A 22,799-nucleotide genomic window follows, 5' to 3' on the forward strand; every position below is an offset into this window, starting at 1 on the left:
AGGAATTACAAGATTTGATAGGAAATTATATTGAAGAATATAACAATGATCGTTATCAATGGGGCCTAAATAAAATGACTCCGGTCCAATACCGGAGTCATCTAATAGCAGCTTAAACATGGTCTTTTTTAGACTGTCCATTTTATAGGTTACAGTTCAGTGGGTATCCCTGGCAGCTTTTTTATAGATTATTTTTTTTAGATCTAGAATATAACAATAGGAAATAACCTAGGACGCCAAACAAACAAGTAATAAAGAAGGCGTGCAGCAGGGCGATATACAGATTTAAGCTGCTAAAAATAATCAAAGCTCCTGCAATCACTTGTAATGAAACAAGGATGAATGAAATAATCCAGCCCCAATAAAGAACTTTTTGGTTTTTGTAATGGCGAACAGTCAAATAAAGAATGTAAGTAATCCAGATAAAGATTAATCCAGCAGCGGTTCTGTGTCCCATTTGCACCCATTCGTACATATTGGAAGGCAAGGAAGGAGCGTCATTTAAACATAGCGGCCAGTCTCGACAAACCAAACTTGACTTAGTGTGACGTACGAGTGCGCCAGTGTAGATGACAAGATAACTATAAATGGAAACACCGACAATATGAAACCCCATTCTCTTATCGATATATAGTTTTTCGGCATCAAATCTCTTATCAATTTCAAATATTAGAAGTGTTAACAATAACACAGCAGAAAAGGATACAAGTGAAATACCAAAATGTAATGCGAGTACAAAACCAGATTGTCCCCATTTTACTGCAGCAGCCCCAATTAATGCTTGTAAAAGTAAAAAGAAAAAGGAAAGGAAGGAAAGAAATTTCGTTTCTCTAATATGTCCTACCGCTTTCCATGACCAAACAGAAAGAACGAGAACCATCATTCCAACTACTCCAGAGACAAGTCTGTGGGCAAGCTCAATAACTAATTCTGGGGTAATTTCCAACGGAAGAAATTTACCGTTACAAAGCGGCCATGATCTCCCGCATCCCATTCCAGAATCAGTCTTTGTAACTAGTGCTCCGCCAATTAAGATAAATATCATTCCGATGGTAGTAGCAACAGCCAACCATTTCAAAGATCGTCGCAAAAAATTCACCTCTTAAAAAAGTTCAATAATTTGTCATTGGATAAACCTGACAGTATAATAGATTGGAAAGTAATTCGATTATTAAATTCCCTATTAATCATAACGAATAAAATTGAAAAAGAACAGAAATTAAGTATAGATTTTAAGATAACTTAAATCAATAAAAACAGATACGGAATAATATATAGTTTTCACTATTATTATAGTGAAAACCATAGAAACTCAGTTGGTGGTCTGTTAGAACTATATTAGTGGTAGTTTAATTAGAATTATTCCTTTTTAGGTGTAAGAGGAATTAAAATTAAACTCTTCATGTAGACACTAGGATTTTTTATAAATTTAGGGGATAATTTGTATAAATGGAATTATAAATCCTTAAAAAGCTAAGATTATAACGGTAAAATGAACTTTGGTCACAATTTAGTCTAAAATTATTCAAAAAAAATTCACAAAAATATCTAAAAGTGTGATTTAATATACAGAGAAAGTGTTTTAATTATCACTATCTTTTTAATTTGATTGTTTATTAAATCGAAAAAAATTAATATTAATTTTCTATCATCGTTCCTTTTTTTTACAAATGAGGGCATATATAAATTAAATATCAATTATCACTTACTTAAATGATGAATATTTGTTATTTAGGTTTAGGAGGAGAAACCAGATGTCGAACTCTAAGGCCTTCGGAGAAGCTGCTATTGATAATGGCGCTGCGAGCTTGCAAGCCAATATAAAAACCTCTGCATGGAAAGACTTTATGGCTCTTATCAAAATTGGAATTGTAAATTCTAATCTTATTACTACTTTTACGGGGTTATGGCTTGCGCTTCACTTTTCAGGACAAAGCTTTCTAAACAATTTAGATATCGTGCTTTTTACAGTAGCAGGATCTTCACTGATTATTGCAGGCTCATGTGCTATCAATAATTATGTTGATCGTGACATTGACCATTTAATGGAAAGAACAAAAGAAAGACCTACTGTAACCGGGAAAGTAGTTCCGATAAAAGTTCTCGTATTAGGTATTTTACTTATTGGACTGGGAACACTGTCTTTATTCTTTACTACGATGACTGCAACAGTAATTGGACTGCTTGGAGTTTTTAGCTATGTTTTCCTGTATACATTATGGTCAAAGCGGCAATTGGTGTCCAACACTATTATTGGGAGCATATCAGGAGCAGTACCACCACTAATCGGATGGGCAGCAGTTGATGCAAATCTCGATATCATGGCATGGTCATTGTTTGTGCTAATGTTTGTTTGGCAGCCTCCGCATTTTTATGCGCTAGCGATGAGACGGGTTAAAGAATATAAAGCAGCTGGGATCCCAATGTTACCTGTAGTGAAGGGTTTTAAAACCACAAAAATTCACATCATCCTTTGGGTTGCTGCACTTCAGCCAATTCCATTTTTTCTTACCAAATTAGGAATCCCATTTCTAATACTTGCTATCGTTCTAAATATCGGGTGGCTTGCATTAGGGATTTATGGATATAGAATCAAAGATGACATAAAGTGGGCAAAACTAATGTTTGTTTACTCTTTGCAATATTTAACTATTATTTTTGTAGCAATGGTTATAGTTACATTAATTTAGTTTTGCAAATGATTGTTTCTTGTTTAAAGGGAAGCAATCGTACTACATAATTCTTTGATCAACATAATGCTTTAAATAATTTTATTAGTGAAAGAGGGGTTTGATTAAGCTATGAAAAGGCTAGCAAAGTGGCGTTTAATATCGTTATTTACGATTTTAGCGCTTGTTCTCTCCGGATGTGGCGAACCGTACCTTTCCACGTTAAAGCCTGCCGGTGAAGTTGCGCAAACGCAATATGATTTAATGAAGTTAAGTACGTTAATCATGGTTGGGGTTATTGTTATTGTTGCGATTATTTTCGTTTTGATTTTGGTTCGTTTTAAACGAAGGGATGACAGAATACCAAAACAAGTAGAAGGAAGTCACAAATTAGAAATTATTTGGACTGCTGTGCCGATTCTTTTACTATTAATTCTTGCCGTTCCGACTGTGGCCGCAACCTTTAAACTTGCAGATGTATCTCCAATGGATAAGAAAAATACAAAGGCACTTGTAATTAATGTTCGGTCACACTTATATTGGTGGGACTTTGAATATCCAGGCAAGAAGATTGTTACAAGCCAGGAACTTGTTGTTCCTACAAATGAAAAGGTATATTTTAACTTGAAGTCATCTGATGTGAAACACTCATTTTGGATTCCAGCAGTAGGTGGAAAGTTAGATACAAATACGGAGAATATTAATAAATTCTGGCTAGAGTTTGACGATAAAAAAGCAAACGAAGCAGGAAATCTTTTCTATGGAAAATGTGCAGAACTTTGTGGTCCATCCCATGCTTTAATGGATTTTAAAGTAAAAGCTATTAGCCGGGATAAATTTGACGCTTGGGTAACTTCGATGCAGAATGTTAAAGAACCACAAAAAGCCCAGACAGCTTCTGCGGCACAAGGACAAGAACTATTTAATAAAAGCTGTATTGGCTGTCATGCTGTAACACCATCAAACAAAATGCCAGACACAGCACGTCTAGCACCAAACTTATCAAACTTTGGTGAACGATCTCGTGTAGCCGGTGTTTTGGATCATAATAAAGAAGAGTTAAAAAATTGGATTCGTAATCCAGAAACATACAAACCAGGTAACATGATGACAGGAAAATACCCGGAAATGTCTGAAAAACAGCTAGATGCTTTAGCAGACTATTTAATGGGCTTAAAAGCCCAGCAATAATTGGGGAATTGGTTGAAAGGGAGGTAAAATTGTGAGTACCTATGCTCAAAAAAAGGGATTTGGCGCAACATTATGGGACTTTTTAACAACTGTTGACCATAAAAAAATTGCCATCCTATATCTCATTGCAGGTGGATTTTTCTTCTTAGTGGGCGGACTTGAAGCAGTATTTATCCGTATCCAACTTGCAGTGCCTAATAATGATTTTGTGAGTGCCGGATTATTTAATGAAATTATAACAATGCACGGAACAACAATGATTTTCTTAGCTGCGATGCCGCTGGTTTTCGCTTTTATGAATGCAGTAATGCCATTACAGATTGGAGCCCGCGATGTAGCGTTTCCATTTGTTAATGCATTAGGATTTTGGTTGTTCTTTTTTGGAGGAATATTCCTAAACCTCTCTTGGTTCTTAGGAGGAGCACCTGATGCAGGATGGACATCATACGCGTCACTTGCACTTCATTCCCAAGGGCATGGCGTAGACTTTTATATCTTAGGTTTACAGATATCAGGTATAGGAACATTAATTGGTGGTATTAACTTCCTTGTTACCATCATTAACATGCGTGCTCCAGGTATGACATATATGAGAATGCCTTTGTTTACTTGGACTACATTTGTTACCTCAGCACTTATTTTGTTTGCATTTCCTCCATTAACAGTTGGTTTAGTTTTAATGATGTTTGACCGCTTGTTTGGTGCGAATTTCTTTGATGCCACTATGGGTGGTAATACGATTATTTGGGAACATCTTTTCTGGATTTTCGGTCATCCAGAAGTATATATTTTAATACTTCCAGCTTTCGGGATTTTCTCAGAGATTTTTCCGATTTTCTCAAGAAAGCGATTATTTGGATACTCTTCCATGGTATTTGCAACTGTATTAATAGGTTTCTTAGGCTTCATGGTATGGGCCCACCATATGTTTACTACAGGTTTAGGTCCAGTAGCTAATGCCATTTTCGCAGTTGCTACAATGGCTATTGGTGTACCGACCGGAATTAAAATTTTCAACTGGCTTTTAACAATGTGGGGAGGAAGTGTAAAATTTACCACTCCTATGCATTGGGCAATGGCGTTTATTCCATCATTTCTTGCTGGTGGAGTAACAGGGGTAATGCTTGCCTCCGCAGCAGCCGACTATCAATATCATGATACTTATTTTGTTGTTGCACACTTCCATTACGTAATTGTGGGTGGTGTGGTATTTGCAGTCTTTGCAGGTACACATCTATATTGGCCAAAAATGTTTGGTACCATGTTAAATGAAACACTTGGAAAAATTACTTTCTGGTTGTTCTTTATTGGGTTCCATTTAACATTCTTTATCCAACATTTCTTAGGTTTATGGGGAATGCCGCGACGCGTTTTCACATACCTTCCTGGTCAAGGATTTGAGACTGCTAACATGGTTAGTTCTATAGGTGCTGCGTTTATGGGATTAGGTGTTATCGTAATGTTATTTAACATCATTATCACTTCTGTGAAAAATGTTAAAGTTGGTAATGATCCATGGGGAGATGGAAGAACACTTGAATGGGCAATCCCTTCTCCACCACCGTTTTATAATTTTAAGCAGCTTCCACTTGTACGTAGTTTAGATGCTTACTGGTTAGAAAAAATGGATGGTAAAAAAGGAATGACTCCGGCAGAGCCACTTGGTGATATTCATATGCCAAATTCGTCGTTTTTACCGTTTATGATGGCTCTAGGATTATTCATTGCGGCATTTGGTGCAATGTACCATGTAAATGATAAGGCTTGGGCATTACCAGTAATGATCATCGGATTATTAGTAACTTTTGGCTCCATGTTCTTACGTTCGGTGAAAGACGATCATGGATTTCATATTCACAAAGAAGACTTAATTGATGAGGATGATAAGGGGGTTAAGGCATAATGCACGCTGATGAAAAATTTACTTATGAAACATGGCCTGCTGCGCCGGAAAAATCAACCCTTGAATCCAAAAATAAATTCTTAGGTTTTTGGTTTTTCCTAGGGGGAGAGACAGTTCTTTTTGCTTCCCTTTTTGCCACTTACCTTGCATTGAAGGATAAAGTTCCTGATTCAAGTCACCATCTAGCTAAGGATTTATTTGAATTACCGTTAACATTTGTCGCGACAATGCTTCTTTTAACGAGTTCATTAACAAGTGTTTACGCAATGTACCACATGAAGAACTTTGCCTTCAAAAAAATGATGGTCTGGCTCGGTCTTACTGCGCTATTAGGTGCAGGTTTCTTAGGACTTGAGGTTTACGAGTTTTCCCATTATGTTCATGAAGGACATACATTTACAAGCAGTGCTTTCGGTTCTGCCTTCTACGCACTAGTTGGTTTTCATGGAGGCCACGTTGCATTTGGTTTACTTTGGTGTTTAACATTGATGTTTAGAAATTCCAAACGAGGCTTAGACCTTTACAACGCTCCAAAATTCTATGTATTTAGTTTATACTGGCATTTTATCGATGTTGTTTGGGTATTTATCTTTACAGTAGTATATTTAATGGGAATGGTGGGATAAACTGATGGCTAATCAACAATTAAATTCAGGTAACCCAAGAGTAGACATTGAATATCGTCGCAAGAAAAATGCAGAAGAGATGAGATATCAATTGGTTTCTTTTGCCTTGATGATTTTCTTAACTCTCATTGCTTTTGCGGCTGTTGCAATTAAAGGATTTAGTGCGTGGTTTACAGTTCCATTTATTATCCTTTTAGCTGTCGTTCAAGTTATTTTTCAACTATATTATTTCATGCATATGAGCCATAAAGGACATGAAGCACCATCGCTCTTTTTATACTCTGGTGTGATGGTTGGAGCAATAACTATTCTTACGTTTTCAACTATTATTTGGTGGTAATATGTTCAAAAAAGAAAATCGGCTTATGGCCGATTTTCTTTTTTAGACCTATCTAAGGGTTGTTTCCATTTTCTTTGCGTATCGTTTTGGCCAAGGGTATAATATAGTCAATAATACTTTTAAATCATAATGAGGTGATTTGGGTGCTTACATTAGATATATTCGGTTTTAAAGCACTTTGGAGCCCGTATTTTTTACTAATCTTGATAGTCATAACTGTAGGGTATTTTGTCCTTACAACAAAATACAGAAGCTTTTTTCCAGATGGTGAGCCATTAACGAAAACACAAGGAGCTTTGTTTTTATTATCAATGATCCTGCTTTATGCCATTAAAGGATCTCCTGTTGATTTATTAGCACACCTTATGTTTTGGGTCCATATGATTCAAATGGCTGCTTTAGTTTTAGTCGTACCGCCTCTATTTATCATGGCTGTACCTGACTGGTTTTGGAGAAAAATTTTCAGTGTTTCCGTTATTGATTCGCTTTTTAAGCTTTTCTCAAAACCACTTATTGCTTTAATTGCATTTAACGGCTTTTTTTCTTTTTATCATGTACCCATCATTTTTGATCACATCATGCAAAATGCTTGGCTGCATGCTGGCTATTCAATCTTATTGTTTGCCGTCGCAATCTTTATGTGGTGGCCATTGCTTAATAAGATGCCTGAACATCAGACATTAAATGGACTTAAGAAGGTTGGTTATATTTTTGCAGATGGGATTCTGTTAACACCAGCTTGTGCCTTAATCATTTTTGCAGATACACCAATGTATGCAACCTATTCTGATCCCCATGTTTGGGGACAAGTGATGAGCCTATGTGTTGGATCAGCGAACTTCGATAGTTTAAATTTGAGTGGTCCACAACTTTTTAGTTCGATATCATTACTACATGATCAGCAGCTTGGTGGAGTTTTAATGAAAATTATTCAAGAAATTATATATGGTGTCATTCTTGGTCATGTTTTCTTCGAATGGTACCGTAAAGATCAATCAGACTCCGAACAGGAAATGAAGCAACCATTAAATCCGTTGCTCATTAAATAATCTCCCATACTCCTGGGAGATTTTTTTACTGATAAGCCTTAATTTCTTGGGTATCGTTTGAAAAGTAAGGATCGTTGAACTACTATTATTGTAGAATAAAAGAAAAGAGAGGACGCCTAAATGAATTCCTTACCGATTTTACCTACTATTAGTACCTCATTTATTGTTTTAAGTGCTATTACTGTTGCTATTGGATGGTGGCAAATTAAGCAAAGACATATTGAGGCCCACAAAAAGACAATGTTTTTGGCTGCTATTTTTGCTGTAATCTTTTTTATTATCTATGCTTCTAGAACCCTCTTTATTGGAAATACTTCGTTTGGAGGGCCAGATAATATCAAAATTTATTATACAATATTTTTAATCTTCCATATTACACTTGCGACGACTGGAGCTGTATTCGGCATTGTCTCTATCATGACAGGATACAAAAACAAACTTTCTATCCATCGAAAGCTGGGCCCGATAACTAGTTTCATTTGGTTTTTTACTGCGATCACGGGTGTTGCCGTATACCTATTGCTTTATGTATTTTATCGAGGCGGCGAGACAACATCTATGCTAAAAGCAATTCTTGGACTATAAAAAATTAATCGCTTCCGAATAATAAAAAGACGCATGAGAACCATGCGTCTTTTTTCGATTATAATGCAAACTTACTTACTTCTGCTTTTACTTCATCGAGAATTTTTTTACATTGATTTACAAGTGAGGTTGGGAAGCTTTCGCCATCACCATATTCTACACCATGCGGGTAATAATGTTTGCCTAAAAGCGGTGTCATTAATTGAATAGTTGCTTTATCAGCGCCAATATCGCCCTCAATCGCATGACCCCGTACACGCAAGTAAAATACCTCTTCTTTTAATTCAAACTTGCGGTCGTATGTAACTCGTTCGTAGTCCCATTGTCCTTCGCGAACTAAACCGTGATCTAACATTACTTCATCTAAACGGTTTAAGTCAGCCTTTAACTTTTCAATTTCAGTATTCTCGAATTTCATAATGAATCCCTCCTAAAAACAATACCATTGCCCCTATGTTTCCTATTTAAGTAGGAAAGCAATAATAATTCAATTTAATAATAGTTGAAAATGTTTCAACTTGCAATGAATACCTTCAGCGAATAAAACAATCTTGGTAGGAAACCCTAAAATACTGGTAAGAGGAATTAAATAAACATAGGGGGCAGTAAAATGGAAGAAATCCGAGATATAATGACTGAAGAGGTAGAATGCTGTACGTTATTGGATAATGTTTATGAAGTCGCCTTAAAGATGAAGCACTTAAATGTTGGGGCTATCCCAATTATTGACCAGGAAAAGCTTGTCGGAATGATTACAGACCGAGATATTGTTGTTCGAGGTGTTGCTGAAAAACATCCTGGTTCAACAAAAGTAGAAGATATCATGAGTAATGACCTTATTACTGTTACTCCTGATTCTTCCAGTAAAGATGCAGCAAAATTAATGGCAAAGCATCAAATCCGACGATTACCTGTGGTAGAGGATGGTAAGTTAATAGGAATTGTTTCCCTTGGTGATTTCGCGATCCGCGAATTGACTGACGACCAAGCAAAAGAGGCATTAACGGAAATATCTGAGCAAAATTATAATGGAGCACAACATTAAAAATTATTATATAAAAAAATAGTTTTAACTTTAGAAAACAGGTACTCATCGTGCCTGTTTTCTTTTTATCAGTTCATTTGTCTGACATTTTTGATTATGACTATTACTATTCAAGATATTGATGATATAATAATTTTATCTATACATATAATGATTCATGAAAGTAATAGAGAGGGTGAATGCCTCTGCGTACACTGACTAGAATTCTTATTCTTTCAGCAGTTTTCTTAACTATCGGTTTTTATGTGAGTATAAACGAAAATAACGATAGTAATATTTTAATTAAAGAAGATCATACTTCAGAAATGAAACAACCTATTTCACAAAATCCTGATAATAAGCCAAGTAAAAAAATAGTCTCGGATAAACCGAAAGAAGGTTTGGCTTTATTAATTGGGAAAAATGAAGGTGAATTAGAAAAACTATTTGGTCCACCAGTTCGGATTGATGAGTCAATGTATGGTTATCAGTGGTATATTTATAATCAAGACGATAAAAAGTATGTCCAAGTGGGTGTTGAAAATAAACGTGTAGTTACGATTTTCGCGATAGGCCAAAATCTTGATGTAGCACCTTTTGAAATAGGAGAGCCGGTTGAGGAAATCTTCAATACGCATTATATTGATACAAATATTAAGATTGAATTTAATAGTAATTCGTATCATTTTGAATTGAATGATGCTGATTTAAATCTTCGGCCAATGGTGCAATTGGGTGATGTCTTTGTCCAGCTCTACATAGATAAATTTACTGGCAATCTTTCTAGTGTTCGGTTCCTTAATGCAGAAACACTAATTAAACAAAGGCCATATGAACTTGTTTATAGTGGATATTTAATCAAAGCACCTGAACCTAGTGAGGAAAGGCGGCGTGCCATTGAAGAAGATACGGAACAAGAGATATTTGACCTAACGAATGTCTTACGAGTAAGAAATAAATTAAAGGAATTAAAATGGGATGAGAATACGGCAGAGGCCGCGTTTGAGCACAGTAAGGATATGTCAGTTAACAACGACTTTTCACATAAATCCAAGAAATTTGGAGATCTTACCAAACGATTAAAAACGGCCCATGTGGTTTACCAGGCTGCAGGCGAGAATATTGCGGCAAATTATACAGATGGACCAGCTGTTGTCGAAGGTTGGCTAAATAGTAAAGGACACCGTGAGTCACTGTTAAGTAAGGAATACTCTCATCTTGGTGTAGGGGTATTCCAAAAGTACTATACTCAAAACTTTATATCAAAAACAGAACAATGAAAAAGGTGACGATTAGGTCACCTTTTTTCAATCTTATATTGATTAAATATAAATCTGTTTTGCTCCCATTTCCCGAATAATCGGATCACTTCCCCCACATTAAAAGACTCTTTATTGAAATTGTTAGTAATGGGTGTGATCTTTTGGGCGGTGATTAGTTTTGTTTCTGTTTGTAGTTTTAAGGACTGAACATAAATGTAGCGATGATAATAAAACCGTTGCTTCTCTTCGATAATACTTTTAATTTCACCTGTTATGATTGCTTCTTGCTGTACTTGGCCAGTATCAAGCCACTTTGTATCGTGCTCCTTCATCTCTTTTTTTGTAAGCCAAAAAAAGTAAAAGCAAATAATTGGGATTACGATGGCGGTGACCATTATTGATCACACCTCCGCTTATTATTTTTTTATAATAAAGAATGTACCTGTGGCAAAGGCGATTTTTTTTCCGTCACTCCGATATGCTTCACCTGAGATGACCATTGTTTTGCTGCCGCTATGAACAATTTCCGCTTTACTGTAGAGTGTTTCTCCGATACCTGGTGCTATGTAATGGATATTCAATTGATTTGTTACGGCTCCATAACCATCTGGTAGAAGATAATTAGCCAGACTCCCCATTGCTGTATCAAGTACCGTCGCAGTAATCCCGCCATGGACAATATCTAGGTGGTTATTAAGAGTTGGGTCTAAAGGAATCGTAATTTCGCAGGTTTTCTCATTTAGTTTTCTATCCATTTGTAGAATTCCGTCAATATATGTACTTCGCTTTTGTTTAATTTTTACTTGGAATCCCGATAAAAGGTAGGCAAGAGAATTTAAATCAGTCTCTGAACCAGTTTCAATACATGTTTCTAATAATTGACGTAATTCATCTTTCATTATACTTACCTCTTTCATTTCTTTGTCTTTTGACATCTTACCATTTACAAGGCAAATATTAAATATTTTAATCTCAGTGTTCTTTCACATTTGTAAAATTCTTTCATATTGTATTACTGGGACTAATTTGGGCTGAGGTGAGATAAATGACACAAAAAAAATTACACCCTTCCGTGTCACAATTCAAAGAATTTGTTAAAAACAATCCAAAACTAATCAAAGAAGTACGGAAAGGGAAGGCAACTTGGCAGGAACTATATGAAGACTGGTATTTATTAGGTGAAGAGGATAGCCGCTGGGAATCGATGGGATCTGATACTGGATCAGTCGATGAAACAAGCACAGAGTCTAAAGGTGATTGGCTTTCTAATATTATGGGAATGGTTAAGAAAATGGATCCGAATCAAATGCAAAACCACATGAATAACCTAAGTCAGGCTCTGGGGGCGATCCAAGGTGTAATTTCACAATTTCAAGGAGAAAACCCTGGTACAGGTCCTGTTAAGCCGTCAGAAGGACCTAAACATCCATTTGTGTTTAGAAAAGATTGATGGAAAGGAACCTTAACTTATGCGAAGAGATATACTGCAATATATTGAAAGTCAAAAGGATTTAAAACAATTCATTCGCGAACAACCAATATGGTATAGAAAGCTGTCAAGAAATCCATATGATTTGCAATCGCTTGAAATTGAATCCTTACACTATTATAAGAAAACAATTCCTGACCAAGTGAATAAGTTTTCGAATAGTGTACAAATGGCTTCGATGATGTATCACATGCTTCAGGGGATGAAAAATCAAAATTAAACAAAGTCACAGGATTTATTTTGTGGCTTTTTTTATTTGTCATAGCGGAGTAAGACTAAAAAAAGAAAAGGAGGCGAACAATACAAGCAAAAGAAGGAGTGAATTTAAATGAAAAAGCTAGTTCCGCAGTTAATCCTAATGATCTTTTTTATTGGAATCCTTACTGGATTTAATAATGACTTACCTAGAACTGAAATTCCTTCACTATATGTTCACCACCAGATCAAAGGTGATACAGTTTTAATTAATTGTATTGTTACAGGAATCAGCTTCCGTGACGCAGATCCTTCAAAAGGAAGAATCGGGAAGATTGTTGTTTGGGTGGATGGAAAGAAAAATAGCGAGGTTAAAGCGGCAGCTTTTATAATTAAAGGTTTTTCACCGGGAACCCATAAGGTAAAGTTAGAAGTTGTCAATCCAAATAATGAACCGTATGGATTAGCGAAAGAATTTATGGTAAATATCCCTAGATAAACTGAAATTTTCACATTACTACCACTTTCATGTTAAAATATCTTTGGAGGTGGGCGTAAAATGCTTGCTACGTTAGAGAGAGTCGAATTATTGGAACAAGCTGAGCAATTAGCAAAGATGGTATTAGAATCTGAAATAGCCGAACAATATCAAATATGTTTATATAAATTGCAAAATAACAAGGAAGCACAGCGGAAAATAAGTCAATTCGTTCGTCTAAAGGAGCTATATGACGAGGTCCAGCGGTTTGGTAAATACCATCCTGATTATAAAAAGGTAATGACACAAATCCGCGAAAATAAAAGGGAAATGGATATGGATCCTCTGGTAGCAGAATTCAAATTGGCTGAGAATGATTTGCAAGACCTACTAGATGCAATTAGTATTATTGTAGGCGGTGCGGTCTCTGAACATATAAAAGTTCCAACAGGAAATCAGTTTTTTGAAACGAAAACCAGCCACGTTAGTGGTTGTGGCGGCGGAGGAAGCTGTGGGTGCGGCTGAAAAAATCAGCGAATTGTGCTGATTTTTTTTTGTAATGTCAATCTTTTCAGATTTTAAGCACTTATCTGGAATAAGTAGTAAAGTTTGAATTGAAAAGGAACGTTTTAATATGCTAGACTTATGTAAAATGATGGTTTGTTGAAGGGGAAAAAAGTATGTTTGTTCAAAGACAAGGATTGGTTGTTTGGCTTTACTCGTTAAAACAAGCTAAAATGCTTCGGCGTTTCGGAAACGTTCATTACGTTTCAAAAAAGTTGAAGTATGTTGTTCTGTATTGTAATCAAGAAGAGCTGAATGAACTAATGGAAAAGTTGAATTCTTTTTCGTTTGTAAAGAAAGTAGAACCTTCATATAAACCATTTTTAAGAATGGAGTATGAGAATTCGGCGCCAGATAAAGCAAAGGAATATGATTATAAAATGGGTATTTAAAAAGGTGAGGGCGTTTCCCTCACCTTTTTCTATTGTAGTGGAAGTAAATAATGATTAAGACGGAGAATGCCGATTAAGTGCTGGTAATACAGCTCTTTTTCATAAAAAATGGTTGACGGCTTAACAGATAGCTCATGTATTTGCTTCCCATGTTTTACAGCAGTAGAAGCAAAGATATCATACCTCTTATTTGATATAAATTTGGGGTTTGGAATACCCTCACGACAAATATATAGGGCTTGGAATTTTCCAGGGTCTGTTGGCTTTAATACGACAACCAATGAGGTTCTATCCTGATCATCAATCTTTGTGTGCAGTGCGAGCATATGTTGAAGACGGTGTTGATTTGCATTTGTAAGCTCAATCAGTTCATATATATCTGAATATCCTTCTCCTAATTCAATAAAACGCTGGATCAATGAAAACTCTCCTTTAAAATGGCTTAATTCAAGAATACTCTATCACTAATTTCCGATCTTTTGAATAATAAGTAAAAAAAAAACCTGCAGAAAATTCTGCAGGGTCCTTCCACATCCTTATAAAGGATAGAAGGCAAAGGGAGAGGAGAAACCGGAGGAAGAACTTATGGGGAAACGTAAGTCTTCTCCGCGGTTGGCAACAACATCCTCGAATTGATGTTGTTAATTACATTATTTCCACAACCTAAAAGCTTATACGTACTTTCGAATAAATTTTCCTGATGAAAGAATCATTTTCTGTAAATCATTACTCAAATGAAAAGATATACACTTACTAATTGTCTACTTTTTGTATATTATGGTAGGATGGATTAAGAAAATTATTTCTGAAAAAATGTGGTGATATGGTAGTGAGAGTGGTTTCAGGGATTTGCAAAGGTAGACCTTTGAAAGCTGTTCCAGGTAATACAACGAGGCCGACAACTGATAAGGTAAAAGAGGCTTTATTTAATATGATTGGACCTTATTTTGATGGCGGCATTGGATTGGACCTATTTGCTGGAAGCGGTGGATTAGGTTTGGAGGCACTTAGTAGGGGATTGGATAAAGTTATTTTTATTGACCGAGAATTAAAGGCCATTCAAGTGATCCAGGAAAATATTAAAGCTTGTAAATTTGAGGACCAAACGGAAGTCTATCGCAATGATGCCGATAGAGCATTAAAGGCTCTCATAAAAAGAGAAATCTGCTTTGATTACATATTTTTAGACCCGCCGTACAAAAAACAACAACTCGTCAGCTTAATGGAAAAAATGGATAAACAGGATGTAGTAAAAATAGATGGATGCGTTGTCTGTGAGCATAGCTTCGATGTTGAATTACCAAAATCATTAGGGCGGTTTATCCAAATAAAACATGAAAAGTATGGAATGATCGCGGTAACTATTTATATACGAACAGATATTGAGTGAGGGGGAGTCAATTTGACAAAAATAGCCGTTTGTCCAGGAAGCTTTGATCCAATTACATATGGTCATTTAGATATTATTAGAAGAGGTGCCAAAGTATTTGACACTGTCTATGTGAGTGTATTAAACAATTCATCTAAAAATCCGTTATTCAGTGTTGAAGAGCGAATGAATCTAATTCAGGCTGTAACAAAAGATCTTCCTAATGTTAAGGTAGATGTCCATTCTGGCTTACTTGTTGATTATGCAAAGGCTGTTAATGCTAATGCTATCATCCGTGGATTGCGGGCAGTTTCAGATTTTGAGTACGAAATGCAAATCACTTCGATGAATAGAGTGCTTAATGAAGATATCGAGACCTTTTTTATTATGACCAATAATCAATATTCCTTCTTAAGCTCCAGTATTGTAAAAGAAGTGGCAAAATATAATGGGAACATATCAACGCTCGTCCCACCAATTGTTGAAAAAGAATTACAAAAGAAGTTCAAAAAACAATAAAAAAGAGCTTTGCCAGCTCTTTTTTATTGTTTTTTTACACGGGAAAACAAAATTAGCACATACACAAAAAGGGAGAAAATGGTGATAAGCGGACCAACTTCCATCATTTTATGATAAAAATGATCTCCCCATGAACCGTCTTCAAAAAAACCAACAGGTAAAGCGTTAGAAGGCTGCTCTTGATTATTGAAACGCAAGTAAACTGGCTTCCACAAAATCAATGCAAACAAGCTTGCAAATATACCTTGAAGGATTCTTGCAATAAAAAATGGTTTAAATCGGATATCTGTTTGTGCCAGGATGCTTGCAACCTGTGCTTGGACACTAAATCCACTAAATGCCAGGATAAAGCTGGTAATCATTGCTTTTTGTAATAGAGTAGCATCTTGAACCAGACTCGTTAGTTGGCTGCCTAATGTAATTTCAAATAAACCAGATATAAATGGAATGCTTAACATTTCAGGGAAAGACAATGAGGATAACAAGATCTCTACTGATTTTGCAAGTGTCGCTGTAATATGTAAATGATAAAGTAATTTGTTAATCACAGAAAATAAAATAATAAACCCGCCAACCATTAATAAAGTTTGAATGGAAGAATTAACTGCATCACCAAGAAGTTTACCAATTGGTCGATTATCTTTTAATCTTGTTTGATGCAAAGCGGATAAAGCCAATCGGATTTTGAACTTTTTATTTTTCTTACTAATTTCGTTAGGGGATTCATTCCCATAAAAACGCATGATCAATCCAACACAAATATTTCCTAAATAGTGGGCTAAAGCAAGAATAACACCTAAATGAGGATTATAGAAAAAACCTACAGATACTGCCCCAAAGATAAATAAAGGGTTAGAAGAATTTGTGAAAGAAACAAGTCTTTCTGCTTCAATTCGTGTTAAGTGGCCTTCCTGACGTAATCTTGCGGTAAACTTTGCTCCAGCGGGGAATCCTGAAGCCATACCCATCGCCCAAACGAACCCTCCAACACCAGGTACCTTAAAGAGAGGCCTCATTAATGGCTCCAATAATACGCCGATAAATTTGACAACCCCAAAGCCAATTAACATTTCAGAAACAATAAAAAAAGGTAATAGCGATGGAAAGACAATTTCCCACCACATATTTAGCCCTCGGATAGAAGCGTCTAAGGACTCTTGAGGAAAAGAAATAAGTGAGGCAGCTAAAATAGTGACGGATATAGATAAAAAAATAGTTTTTAGTTTGGAACGAAACAATGAAGGAACCTCCTTCCGAGAGGGATCGATGAAACTGTGCAATCATTTAATTGAATGGTAAAATAAGAATTATTCTTATCCTGACTTGTCCTCATATTAAACAAATATACTCATAGAACGTTTATTTAGACCATAAGATTGAACGAGATTTCTTATTTCTGTGGATTGGCTTCGGGAAGTCCTGTCTGTTAAGAAGAAAAAATATCTAATAGGTTTAAATAGGAGGTCTTTAGTAATGGAGCACCCTAAAATAGGCTTGGCGCTTGGTTCGGGTGGTGCACGTGGGTTTGCTCATTTAGGAGTCATAAAAGCATTGAAAGATGCTGGAATTCCGATTCATCTGATTGCAGGCAGCAGCATGGGGGCGCTGGTTGCAAGTTTTTACGGGGCAGGAATTGACATGGATCGGTTATATAAATTATCCACTGCTTTTAAAAGAAAATACTTTTTGGATTTTACTGTTCCGAAAATGGGATTTATCTCAGGAAAAAAAGTAAAGGAATTTATTAAGGTCTTTACTCATGGAAAAAACATTGAGGACTTGTCCATTCCAATAGGTATCGTCGCAACTGATTTATTGACGGGGGAAAAGGTTGTTTTTCAAACGGGCCCGGTTGCTGATGCTGTAAGAGCAAGTATTTCCATCCCGGGGATATTTGTTCCAGAAAAATATAATGGGAGAATCCTTGTAGATGGTGGTGTATCTGACCGTATTCCTGTTTCTGTGGCTAAAGAGATGGGGGCGGATATAGTTATCGCAGTAGATGTCTCCAGGGTGAAACGGAACGCAGAAATTACCTCAATTTACGATGTGATTATGCAGAGTATAGACATTATGCAAGCGGAAATAATTAACAATAGAGAGATCGCTGCCAGTGTAATGATTCGACCCCCTGTTGAAATTTATAGTTCACGAGCCTTCACAAATATTGATGAGATCATTAATCTTGGTGAGGAAGAAGCGAAAAAACATCTAAAGCAAATAAAAACCGTGATTGAACAGTGGAAGGGGTAGAAATTGCGATGCGCAAAAAAATATATATAGGTTCTGCACTAATCGTTGCCATTTTTTTTATCTGGGGAATGTTCTATTCATTGCCTTATTATGTTTCAAAACCTGGAATGGCGAAAGAACTTGGACCAATCATTTTGGTTGAAGGCGGCGATAAGGATAAAGGTAATTTTATGCTTACAACAGTTAGAATGGGTAGAGCAAATATTTACTCCTATTTAGAAGCCAAGATAAGAAATTATGAAGAACTTTACCCATTAGATATGATTTTAAATAAAAAAGAAACAGAGGAAGAATACAATGCGAGACAGCTCCATCTGATGGCTGGCTCAAAACTTAATGCAATAGAAGTTGCCTACCGTAAGGCGGGATTGCCTGTGAATTATAAATATAAGGGGATCTATGTCATGCAGGTGATTCCAGAAATGCCTGCGGAAGGAAAGCTTTCCACGGGTGACCGCATTTTTAAAGTGGATGGGCAGCAATTGCCTTCTTCGGAAAAATTTATTGATTACGTAAGCAAAAAACAAGCTGGGGATAAGGTGAAATTAACCTACTTGCGTAATAAAAGTACAAAGACTGTTACATTAAAACTTCAGCCTTTTAAAGAGAATCCTCAAAAGGTGGGGATAGGGATTTCTCTAGTGGACGATAAAGAAATAGTTGTCAAGCCAAAGGTTAAAGTAAAGACAGATGAAATTGGGGGACCATCTGCTGGATTCATGTTTTCATTAGAAATCTATAACCAGTTAACAGAAGGAGACTTAACTAAGGGCTATCAAATTGCTGGTACCGGGACGATTGATGTGGATGGAACAGTCGGACCTATTGGAGGAATTGAACAAAAAATCGTAGCTGCTGACAAGGCTGGGGCGGAGTACTTTTTAGCTCCTAATGAAAAAGGAATAAAGAATTCCAATTACCGGGATGCAGTTAAGACTGCAAGGGACATAAAAACCAAAATGAAGATCGTTCCAATTGATACATTTGACGACGCAGTTAGGTATTTAGAAAAGCTAAAGGAAAAATAAAAAAATGATGGTGCGTCTGCATCATCATTTTTATTTTTCCTGTATATAAATTGGCGGTTGCTCAAATTCCTGCCGAAGCATTTTGTTTTTTAAATGACTAGGAATCCCTAGAGAATAAATCCGAGCTGCCTTAATATCAAGGTTTATTTCTTTTTCTTTAAATGAGGCTAGTTTTGAAATAAGGGGGAGACTAAGGTGAGACTTCTTCTTATTTAAGTATTCCCTGCCTATACTGGTCATTCCTAATAGTCTTAGATAAGAGGCTTTTTCCGAGTCTCTCGTCATTTCCTCCTTTTTTGTGTTTGTTAAAATATGAACACATAACCTTTGCAGCCTTGTCCATGTATATCTTTTTGTTTTAATTTGCTGCATAAATTTATGGAAGTTATCGGTTACAAGAGCTGCTGCTTGAAGTCGGTTCTCAAGTCCCTCCTCCATCTCATAAATTTCCCTGAGTTCACTGGGACTAGAATGAATCAAGCGAAATTGAAGGTAGTTCCAATAATTTTCCCATTGGTGAAATCCCTGAAATTGTTGTACATACTCTTTTAATAAAAGTTTTGTTTGCTCTGGTACATATTGATTAATTTCTGTTTGGATTGCGTTATCTGTAAAAATGGCTTTTCGAATACTCGTCGCACTGGCAATTGTTGCAGAAGCAAAATGTTCATCGTGATAGTCAGCGTTTTTTCGAGGGATTGTCATCGGACTGACTGAACTCTTTTGTCGTTGGATTGCTTTTATGTATTCAAGTCCAAGAATATTATTTGGTTTTGCTAAATCTAAATAATTATTTGCATTAGGCAATTGTTTAAAAGCTAAGGAAAGGGCTTTAGGATAGCTGACACCAGTATCTAAGTGCCATTTGATGTTTTCATTAAATGAGTTTTGCTGATCTTTTAAGTAATCGATAGTTTGAATGAACGAGGATAAATCCCCACTTTCACTGCCAAAACATAGAGAGTCGCAGCCGACTGCATCTAAAATTGACACAGAACCGTTTGCGAACGTTTCCGCTTTTTGAGTAGCGAATCGATAGGGAAGCTCAAAGACTATATCTACTCCATTAAGCAATGCCATCTTGGTGCGCTGCCATTTGGAAACAAGTGCCGGTTCCCCGCGCTGTAAAAAGTTTCCACTCATTACTGCAATGACAACATCTGCCTCTGCAGCCTCCTTTGATGCTTGTAAATGAAAGGCATGTCCATTATGAAAAGGGTTGTATTCCACTATTAATCCTACAGATTTCATTTATTTTCTCCCTTTTTTTTTTAAACTACTAACATTATATCAATAATGTAAGGAAACCAATCAAATTATATGATAAGATATTAAAGATGTTTGCAAATAGCTTAACTGGTTAAACTAGTATAGGAAACCTTTATGAGCGATTGCTTTTTATCACCTGACGGGGTGTAAAGAAAAAACATTGACAAAAAATTTATCGAAGGCTATAATTACCTTTGTTGCCTTGGGGTGATTCAATTGAAATGGACATTAAGTCAATTACAAAAATATCGAAACAAGGATTTTATGATTGATGAGATGGTTCGTGTGGATGAGATCAAACAAGATGATCCAACCATCCGAGAAGTTTCTCCGATGCATATTACTGGTCGGGGAGATATCGATTCAACAAAAGTGACATTCCATTTAAAAATCGAAGGTTACTTAATACTTCCTTGTTCTCGTACTTTAGTGGATGTAAAACTTCCAATTAATGTCGAAACGACTGAAACGTTCCTCTTGCAAGGTTCAGTTTATGAAACTGAGGAGGAAGCATATCAAGTAAATAGTGATGTGATTGATGTAATGCCAATCCTTCGAGAAATTCTTTTACTTGAAGTTCCAATGCAAGTTTTTTGTGACGATGTTAATCATGAAGATGCTGCTCCACAGTCTGGCAAGGATTGGGAAGTTGTTCATGAGGAAGATCAATCTAAAAAAATGGATCCGAGACTTGCTGGTCTCGCAAAGTTTTTTGACGAAAACAATTCTTCTTCCGAATCATAATCGACAAATCTAAGAAGCAAAGTGAAGAACCAGAATTCCTGGCCTTCATTACTTTCTTAATACTCTTTAAGGAGGTGGGAAGAATGGCTGTACCTTTTAGAAGGACTTCTAAAACTGCAAAAAGAAAACGTCGTACTCATTTTAAATTAAACGTACCTGGTATGGTAAGCTGCCCAAACTGTGGTGAAATGAAACTTTCACACCGCGTATGTAAAGCTTGCGGAACATACAAAGGAAAAGACGTAGTGAACGACTAATTTTAAGGTAAGATAGAAAGCACAAGGGTGTTAGAGCCCTTGTGCTTTTGTCGTTTTAAGAAAAATACATATTCTAAATAAGTAATGAAAGGTTGCGACAGTTTGTTTTATTCCATTGAAAAACAGGAAAAGGGTTATTTATTATTTACGATTAATAGAAGTGAAAAAAGAAATGCTATTAATTTTGACGTGATGGAAGGCTTAGCTGAGGCGATAAAAAGAGCCTCTGAACCAGATATAAAGGCACTTGTGATTACTGGAAAAGACGATCGGGCTTTTTGTTCGGGAGGAGATTTATCTGTTTTTCATAAGCTTCACACAAAGGAAGAAGCGTACCCAATGCTTTCTAAAATGGCTAATATTCTTTATTCGCTGCTAACATTAGCGGTTCCGACCATGGCTCTCATAAATGGAACAGCGATTGGCGGCGGGTGCGAACTTGCAGCAGCTTGCGACTTTCGTATTGCACGAGAAGGTATAAAGGCAGGGTTTGTACAAGGCAAGCAAGCGATAACAACAGGCTGGGGTGGAGGTTCAATTTTAACAGAAAAGTTCCCAGTCTCAGCTGCTATGAAGCTTTTAATGGAAGCTGAACTGCAAACAGCGTCATATTTAAACGAAATTGGTTTTATAGATGCTTTATATAGGGGTAACTCTCTTAAGGCTTGTGAAGAATACCTTCAGAAAGTGTTAACAAATGATCGAAGTGTGCTGAAATCCTATAAAATGCTTTGGGTTAGAAAGTGGGAGGAAACTAAACTCCGTGAAAGGATAGAGGAAGAGGTAAGAAATTGTTCCTTATTGTGGGAAAGTGATGCCCATCATCAATATGTAAAAACTTTTATAGGTAAAAACAATGAATAAAGATTAAAACACCGCTTTTGATTAAGTCTATCTTTTCTAGTAGATGCATATGTATTATAAAAACACTAGGAGGGATGATTTAATGTCACCAACTCGACAAGATGCATGGTCCCAAGACGAAGACTTGTTGCTTGCTGAAGTTGTGTTACGGCACATCCGTGAAGGCGGGACACAGCTGCAAGCGTTTGAGGAAGTAGGGAAGCAGCTTACGCGTACATCTGCAGCCTGTGGGTTTCGCTGGAATTCATTTGTAAGAAAACAATATAAATCAGGGATAGAGCTTGCCAAAAAGCAGCGTAAAGAGTTGAAAAAGCAGCCAGTCTCGAATGAAGTAGAGACTATTCAGGAAGCGGTTAAAGTAGAAAGCGTTCCTTCACCAAAAGGAAATGTGCCAAGCAGCACAATTACGTTTTCGGCTGTTATTCAATTTTTAGAGGGTCTCCATCAAAAAGCGCAAGTTTCATCCGATTTTGAAGCAGACAGGAAGAGGTCTTATGAAAAAATCAAAGAGTTGGAAAAGAAGGCATTCTATTTAGCTGCAGAAAATGAAAGATTATCCAAAAATTTAAAAGCAATCGAAGAGGATTATCGATCATTAATTGAAATTATGGAAAGAGCTCGAAAAATGGTCGTCCTTCAAGATGAGGACCGACAACAAAAGGTAAAATTTCAAATGGATAAAAACGGTAACCTTGAAAGAGTAGAAAAGTAGAAAAAGCGGACCTAATG

30 protein-coding genes are annotated in these 22,799 nt (G+C 36.3%); 23 read left to right on the top strand and 7 right to left on the bottom strand.

Translation table 11 applies throughout. From position 1 onward, the window contains the following. Nucleotides 1-116 (top strand): IS3 family transposase (locus J7E66_RS11690; RefSeq protein ID WP_215000647.1); only part of this gene is annotated, 116 nt, incomplete at its 5' end. 65 nt (nt 117-181) lie between these two features. Here J7E66_RS11690 and J7E66_RS11695 read toward each other — a convergent pair. After that, nucleotides 182-1,090: a COX15/CtaA family protein gene (locus J7E66_RS11695; protein WP_215000187.1), complete on the bottom strand. Its 909-nt coding sequence runs from the start codon at nt 1,088-1,090 to the stop codon at nt 182-184. A 664-nt stretch (nt 1,091-1,754) separates the two neighbouring features. On the opposite strand from J7E66_RS11695, the gene cyoE reads away from it, so the two are divergent. The 7 genes from cyoE to J7E66_RS11730 all read left to right on the top strand — a co-directional run bounded on the left by cyoE (nt 1,755) and on the right by J7E66_RS11730 (nt 8,363). Next, on the top strand, nt 1,755-2,690 hold the full coding sequence (gene cyoE / locus J7E66_RS11700; RefSeq protein WP_246869716.1) for a heme o synthase: 936 nt from the start codon (nt 1,755-1,757) through the stop codon (nt 2,688-2,690). Between the two features lie 111 nt (nt 2,691-2,801). Beyond that, complete coding sequence (gene coxB / locus J7E66_RS11705; RefSeq protein ID WP_215000189.1) at nt 2,802-3,860, top strand: cytochrome c oxidase subunit II; 1,059 nt, start codon at nt 2,802-2,804, stop codon at nt 3,858-3,860. 31 nt (nt 3,861-3,891) lie between these two features. Then, nucleotides 3,892-5,763, top strand: coding sequence for a cytochrome c oxidase subunit I (gene ctaD / locus J7E66_RS11710; RefSeq protein ID WP_374103845.1), 1,872 nt, complete (start codon nt 3,892-3,894; stop codon nt 5,761-5,763). After that, nucleotides 5,763-6,389, top strand: coding sequence for a cytochrome (ubi)quinol oxidase subunit III (locus J7E66_RS11715; protein ID WP_088086268.1), 627 nt, complete (start codon nt 5,763-5,765; stop codon nt 6,387-6,389). The genes ctaD and J7E66_RS11715 overlap by 1 nt, the downstream gene beginning before the upstream one ends. 4 nt (nt 6,390-6,393) lie before the next feature. Beyond that, complete coding sequence (ctaF, locus tag J7E66_RS11720; RefSeq protein WP_168242678.1) at nt 6,394-6,729, top strand: cytochrome c oxidase subunit IVB; 336 nt, start codon at nt 6,394-6,396, stop codon at nt 6,727-6,729. A 143-nt stretch (nt 6,730-6,872) separates the two neighbouring features. Further along, nucleotides 6,873-7,778 (top strand): cytochrome c oxidase assembly factor CtaG, encoded by a 906-nt coding sequence (gene ctaG, locus J7E66_RS11725; protein WP_215000190.1) that lies wholly within the window; start codon nt 6,873-6,875, stop codon nt 7,776-7,778. A gap of 120 nt (nt 7,779-7,898) precedes the next feature. Continuing rightward, nucleotides 7,899-8,363: a DUF420 domain-containing protein gene (locus tag J7E66_RS11730; RefSeq protein WP_215000192.1), complete on the top strand. Its 465-nt coding sequence runs from the start codon at nt 7,899-7,901 to the stop codon at nt 8,361-8,363. Between the two features lie 58 nt (nt 8,364-8,421). Here J7E66_RS11730 and J7E66_RS11735 read toward each other — a convergent pair whose 3' ends face one another. Continuing rightward, nucleotides 8,422-8,781: a YugN family protein gene (locus tag J7E66_RS11735; protein ID WP_215000194.1), complete on the bottom strand. Its 360-nt coding sequence runs from the start codon at nt 8,779-8,781 to the stop codon at nt 8,422-8,424. Between the two features lie 192 nt (nt 8,782-8,973). On the opposite strand from J7E66_RS11735, the gene J7E66_RS11740 reads away from it, so the two are divergent. Both J7E66_RS11740 and J7E66_RS11745 read left to right on the top strand, forming a co-directional pair. Continuing rightward, nucleotides 8,974-9,408, top strand: a complete 435-nt coding sequence (locus tag J7E66_RS11740) for a CBS domain-containing protein (RefSeq protein WP_215000196.1) — start codon at nt 8,974-8,976, stop codon at nt 9,406-9,408. Nucleotides 9,409-9,587: 179 nt separating this feature from the next. Next, a complete protein-coding gene (locus tag J7E66_RS11745) occupies nt 9,588-10,667 on the top strand; it encodes a CAP domain-containing protein (RefSeq protein WP_215000198.1) in 1,080 nt (359 codons plus the stop codon). A gap of 17 nt (nt 10,668-10,684) precedes the next feature. Here J7E66_RS11745 and J7E66_RS11750 read toward each other — a convergent pair whose 3' ends face one another. Together J7E66_RS11750 and J7E66_RS11755 are read right to left on the bottom strand one after the other, a co-directional pair. Continuing rightward, on the bottom strand, nt 10,685-11,044 hold the full coding sequence (locus tag J7E66_RS11750; protein ID WP_215000200.1) for a hypothetical protein: 360 nt from the start codon (nt 11,042-11,044) through the stop codon (nt 10,685-10,687). Between the two features lie 21 nt (nt 11,045-11,065). After that, entirely contained in the window at nt 11,066-11,548 is a 483-nt protein-coding gene (locus J7E66_RS11755; RefSeq protein WP_215000202.1) for a PaaI family thioesterase, read from the bottom strand. A gap of 146 nt (nt 11,549-11,694) precedes the next feature. Here J7E66_RS11755 and J7E66_RS11760 point away from each other — a divergent pair, with 146 nt between their 5' ends. The 5 genes from J7E66_RS11760 to J7E66_RS11780 all read left to right on the top strand — a co-directional run bounded on the left by J7E66_RS11760 (nt 11,695) and on the right by J7E66_RS11780 (nt 13,767). Beyond that, nucleotides 11,695-12,099: a YlbD family protein gene (locus J7E66_RS11760; protein WP_168242686.1), complete on the top strand. Its 405-nt coding sequence runs from the start codon at nt 11,695-11,697 to the stop codon at nt 12,097-12,099. A gap of 19 nt (nt 12,100-12,118) precedes the next feature. Then, nucleotides 12,119-12,358: a YlbE-like family protein gene (locus tag J7E66_RS11765; RefSeq protein WP_215000204.1), complete on the top strand. Its 240-nt coding sequence runs from the start codon at nt 12,119-12,121 to the stop codon at nt 12,356-12,358. A gap of 108 nt (nt 12,359-12,466) precedes the next feature. Then, nucleotides 12,467-12,832 carry a hypothetical protein gene (locus tag J7E66_RS11770; RefSeq protein ID WP_215000206.1) on the top strand — a complete coding sequence of 122 codons (366 nt, stop codon included), beginning with the start codon at nt 12,467-12,469 and terminating at the stop codon, nt 12,830-12,832. Nucleotides 12,833-12,892: 60 nt separating this feature from the next. Continuing rightward, nucleotides 12,893-13,336, top strand: a complete 444-nt coding sequence (locus tag J7E66_RS11775) for a YlbF/YmcA family competence regulator (protein WP_215000208.1) — start codon at nt 12,893-12,895, stop codon at nt 13,334-13,336. Between the two features lie 155 nt (nt 13,337-13,491). Next, the gene (locus J7E66_RS11780; protein WP_215000210.1) at nt 13,492-13,767 is read left to right on the top strand and encodes a YlbG family protein; all 276 of its coding nucleotides are present in this window, start codon (nt 13,492-13,494) and stop codon (nt 13,765-13,767) included. Nucleotides 13,768-13,796: 29 nt separating this feature from the next. Here the strand turns inward: J7E66_RS11780 and J7E66_RS11785 are convergent, their stop codons facing one another. Further along, complete coding sequence (locus J7E66_RS11785; protein WP_215000211.1) at nt 13,797-14,186, bottom strand: DUF7147 family protein; 390 nt, start codon at nt 14,184-14,186, stop codon at nt 13,797-13,799. 410 nt (nt 14,187-14,596) lie between these two features. Between J7E66_RS11785 and rsmD the strand changes: the two genes are divergently transcribed. Further along, nucleotides 14,597-15,157, top strand: a complete 561-nt coding sequence (rsmD, locus tag J7E66_RS11790; RefSeq protein WP_168242691.1) for a 16S rRNA (guanine(966)-N(2))-methyltransferase RsmD — start codon at nt 14,597-14,599, stop codon at nt 15,155-15,157. A 12-nt stretch (nt 15,158-15,169) separates the two neighbouring features. Then, the gene (gene coaD / locus J7E66_RS11795; protein WP_168242692.1) at nt 15,170-15,655 is read left to right on the top strand and encodes a pantetheine-phosphate adenylyltransferase; all 486 of its coding nucleotides are present in this window, start codon (nt 15,170-15,172) and stop codon (nt 15,653-15,655) included. 23 nt (nt 15,656-15,678) lie between these two features. Here coaD and ylbJ read toward each other — a convergent pair whose 3' ends face one another. Continuing rightward, entirely contained in the window at nt 15,679-16,893 is a 1,215-nt protein-coding gene (ylbJ, locus tag J7E66_RS11800) for a sporulation integral membrane protein YlbJ (RefSeq protein WP_215000213.1), read from the bottom strand. A gap of 235 nt (nt 16,894-17,128) precedes the next feature. Here ylbJ and J7E66_RS11805 point away from each other — a divergent pair, with 235 nt between their 5' ends. Next, nucleotides 17,129-17,908 carry a patatin-like phospholipase family protein gene (locus J7E66_RS11805; protein ID WP_215000215.1) on the top strand — a complete coding sequence of 260 codons (780 nt, stop codon included), beginning with the start codon at nt 17,129-17,131 and terminating at the stop codon, nt 17,906-17,908. Nucleotides 17,909-17,916: 8 nt separating this feature from the next. Continuing rightward, a complete protein-coding gene (locus J7E66_RS11810; protein ID WP_215000217.1) occupies nt 17,917-18,936 on the top strand; it encodes a SepM family pheromone-processing serine protease in 1,020 nt (339 codons plus the stop codon). Nucleotides 18,937-18,966: 30 nt separating this feature from the next. On the opposite strand, the gene J7E66_RS11815 is transcribed toward J7E66_RS11810, so the two are convergent. Then, nucleotides 18,967-20,187 carry a nucleotidyltransferase gene (locus J7E66_RS11815; RefSeq protein WP_215000219.1) on the bottom strand — a complete coding sequence of 407 codons (1,221 nt, stop codon included), beginning with the start codon at nt 20,185-20,187 and terminating at the stop codon, nt 18,967-18,969. A gap of 234 nt (nt 20,188-20,421) precedes the next feature. Between J7E66_RS11815 and J7E66_RS11820 the strand changes: the two genes are divergently transcribed. The 4 genes from J7E66_RS11820 to J7E66_RS11835 all read left to right on the top strand — a co-directional run bounded on the left by J7E66_RS11820 (nt 20,422) and on the right by J7E66_RS11835 (nt 22,782). After that, complete coding sequence (locus tag J7E66_RS11820; protein WP_168242697.1) at nt 20,422-20,949, top strand: YceD family protein; 528 nt, start codon at nt 20,422-20,424, stop codon at nt 20,947-20,949. A gap of 83 nt (nt 20,950-21,032) precedes the next feature. Then, a complete protein-coding gene (gene rpmF, locus J7E66_RS11825; RefSeq protein WP_026566356.1) occupies nt 21,033-21,206 on the top strand; it encodes a 50S ribosomal protein L32 in 174 nt (57 codons plus the stop codon). A 102-nt stretch (nt 21,207-21,308) separates the two neighbouring features. Beyond that, on the top strand, nt 21,309-22,070 hold the full coding sequence (locus tag J7E66_RS11830; protein WP_251032890.1) for an enoyl-CoA hydratase/isomerase family protein: 762 nt from the start codon (nt 21,309-21,311) through the stop codon (nt 22,068-22,070). Nucleotides 22,071-22,152: 82 nt separating this feature from the next. Continuing rightward, a complete protein-coding gene (locus tag J7E66_RS11835; RefSeq protein WP_215000223.1) occupies nt 22,153-22,782 on the top strand; it encodes an RsfA family transcriptional regulator in 630 nt (209 codons plus the stop codon). Nucleotides 22,783-22,799: the final 17 nt, after the last annotated feature.

It is taken from the genome of Bacillus sp. ISL-7 (assembly GCF_018613065.1).

Excerpts from the sequence above, each read along its gene's own strand:
- J7E66_RS11745 (WP_215000198.1), top strand. The coding sequence starts at position 9,588 with ATGCCTCTGCGTACACTGACTAGAATTCTTATTCTTTCAGCAGTTTTC.
- J7E66_RS11730 (WP_215000192.1), top strand. The coding sequence starts at position 7,899 with ATGAATTCCTTACCGATTTTACCTACTATTAGTACCTCATTTATTGTT.
- J7E66_RS11835 (WP_215000223.1), top strand. The coding sequence starts at position 22,153 with ATGTCACCAACTCGACAAGATGCATGGTCCCAAGACGAAGACTTGTTG.
- J7E66_RS11715 (WP_088086268.1), top strand. The coding sequence starts at position 5,763 with ATGCACGCTGATGAAAAATTTACTTATGAAACATGGCCTGCTGCGCCG.
- cyoE (WP_246869716.1), top strand. The coding sequence starts at position 1,755 with ATGTCGAACTCTAAGGCCTTCGGAGAAGCTGCTATTGATAATGGCGCT.
- J7E66_RS11750 (WP_215000200.1), bottom strand. The coding sequence starts at position 11,044 with ATGGTCACCGCCATCGTAATCCCAATTATTTGCTTTTACTTTTTTTGG.
- J7E66_RS11810 (WP_215000217.1), top strand. The coding sequence starts at position 17,917 with ATGCGCAAAAAAATATATATAGGTTCTGCACTAATCGTTGCCATTTTT.
- J7E66_RS11770 (WP_215000206.1), top strand. The coding sequence starts at position 12,467 with ATGAAAAAGCTAGTTCCGCAGTTAATCCTAATGATCTTTTTTATTGGA.
- J7E66_RS11815 (WP_215000219.1), bottom strand. The coding sequence starts at position 20,187 with ATGAAATCTGTAGGATTAATAGTGGAATACAACCCTTTTCATAATGGA.
- J7E66_RS11765 (WP_215000204.1), top strand. The coding sequence starts at position 12,119 with ATGCGAAGAGATATACTGCAATATATTGAAAGTCAAAAGGATTTAAAA.
- J7E66_RS11735 (WP_215000194.1), bottom strand. The coding sequence starts at position 8,781 with ATGAAATTCGAGAATACTGAAATTGAAAAGTTAAAGGCTGACTTAAAC.
- ctaF (WP_168242678.1), top strand. The coding sequence starts at position 6,394 with ATGGCTAATCAACAATTAAATTCAGGTAACCCAAGAGTAGACATTGAA.
- J7E66_RS11805 (WP_215000215.1), top strand. The coding sequence starts at position 17,129 with ATGGAGCACCCTAAAATAGGCTTGGCGCTTGGTTCGGGTGGTGCACGT.
- rpmF (WP_026566356.1), top strand. The coding sequence starts at position 21,033 with ATGGCTGTACCTTTTAGAAGGACTTCTAAAACTGCAAAAAGAAAACGT.
- J7E66_RS11775 (WP_215000208.1), top strand. The coding sequence starts at position 12,893 with ATGCTTGCTACGTTAGAGAGAGTCGAATTATTGGAACAAGCTGAGCAA.
- J7E66_RS11780 (WP_215000210.1), top strand. The coding sequence starts at position 13,492 with ATGTTTGTTCAAAGACAAGGATTGGTTGTTTGGCTTTACTCGTTAAAA.
- coxB (WP_215000189.1), top strand. The coding sequence starts at position 2,802 with ATGAAAAGGCTAGCAAAGTGGCGTTTAATATCGTTATTTACGATTTTA.
- J7E66_RS11755 (WP_215000202.1), bottom strand. The coding sequence starts at position 11,548 with ATGAAAGATGAATTACGTCAATTATTAGAAACATGTATTGAAACTGGT.
- J7E66_RS11760 (WP_168242686.1), top strand. The coding sequence starts at position 11,695 with ATGACACAAAAAAAATTACACCCTTCCGTGTCACAATTCAAAGAATTT.
- J7E66_RS11740 (WP_215000196.1), top strand. The coding sequence starts at position 8,974 with ATGGAAGAAATCCGAGATATAATGACTGAAGAGGTAGAATGCTGTACG.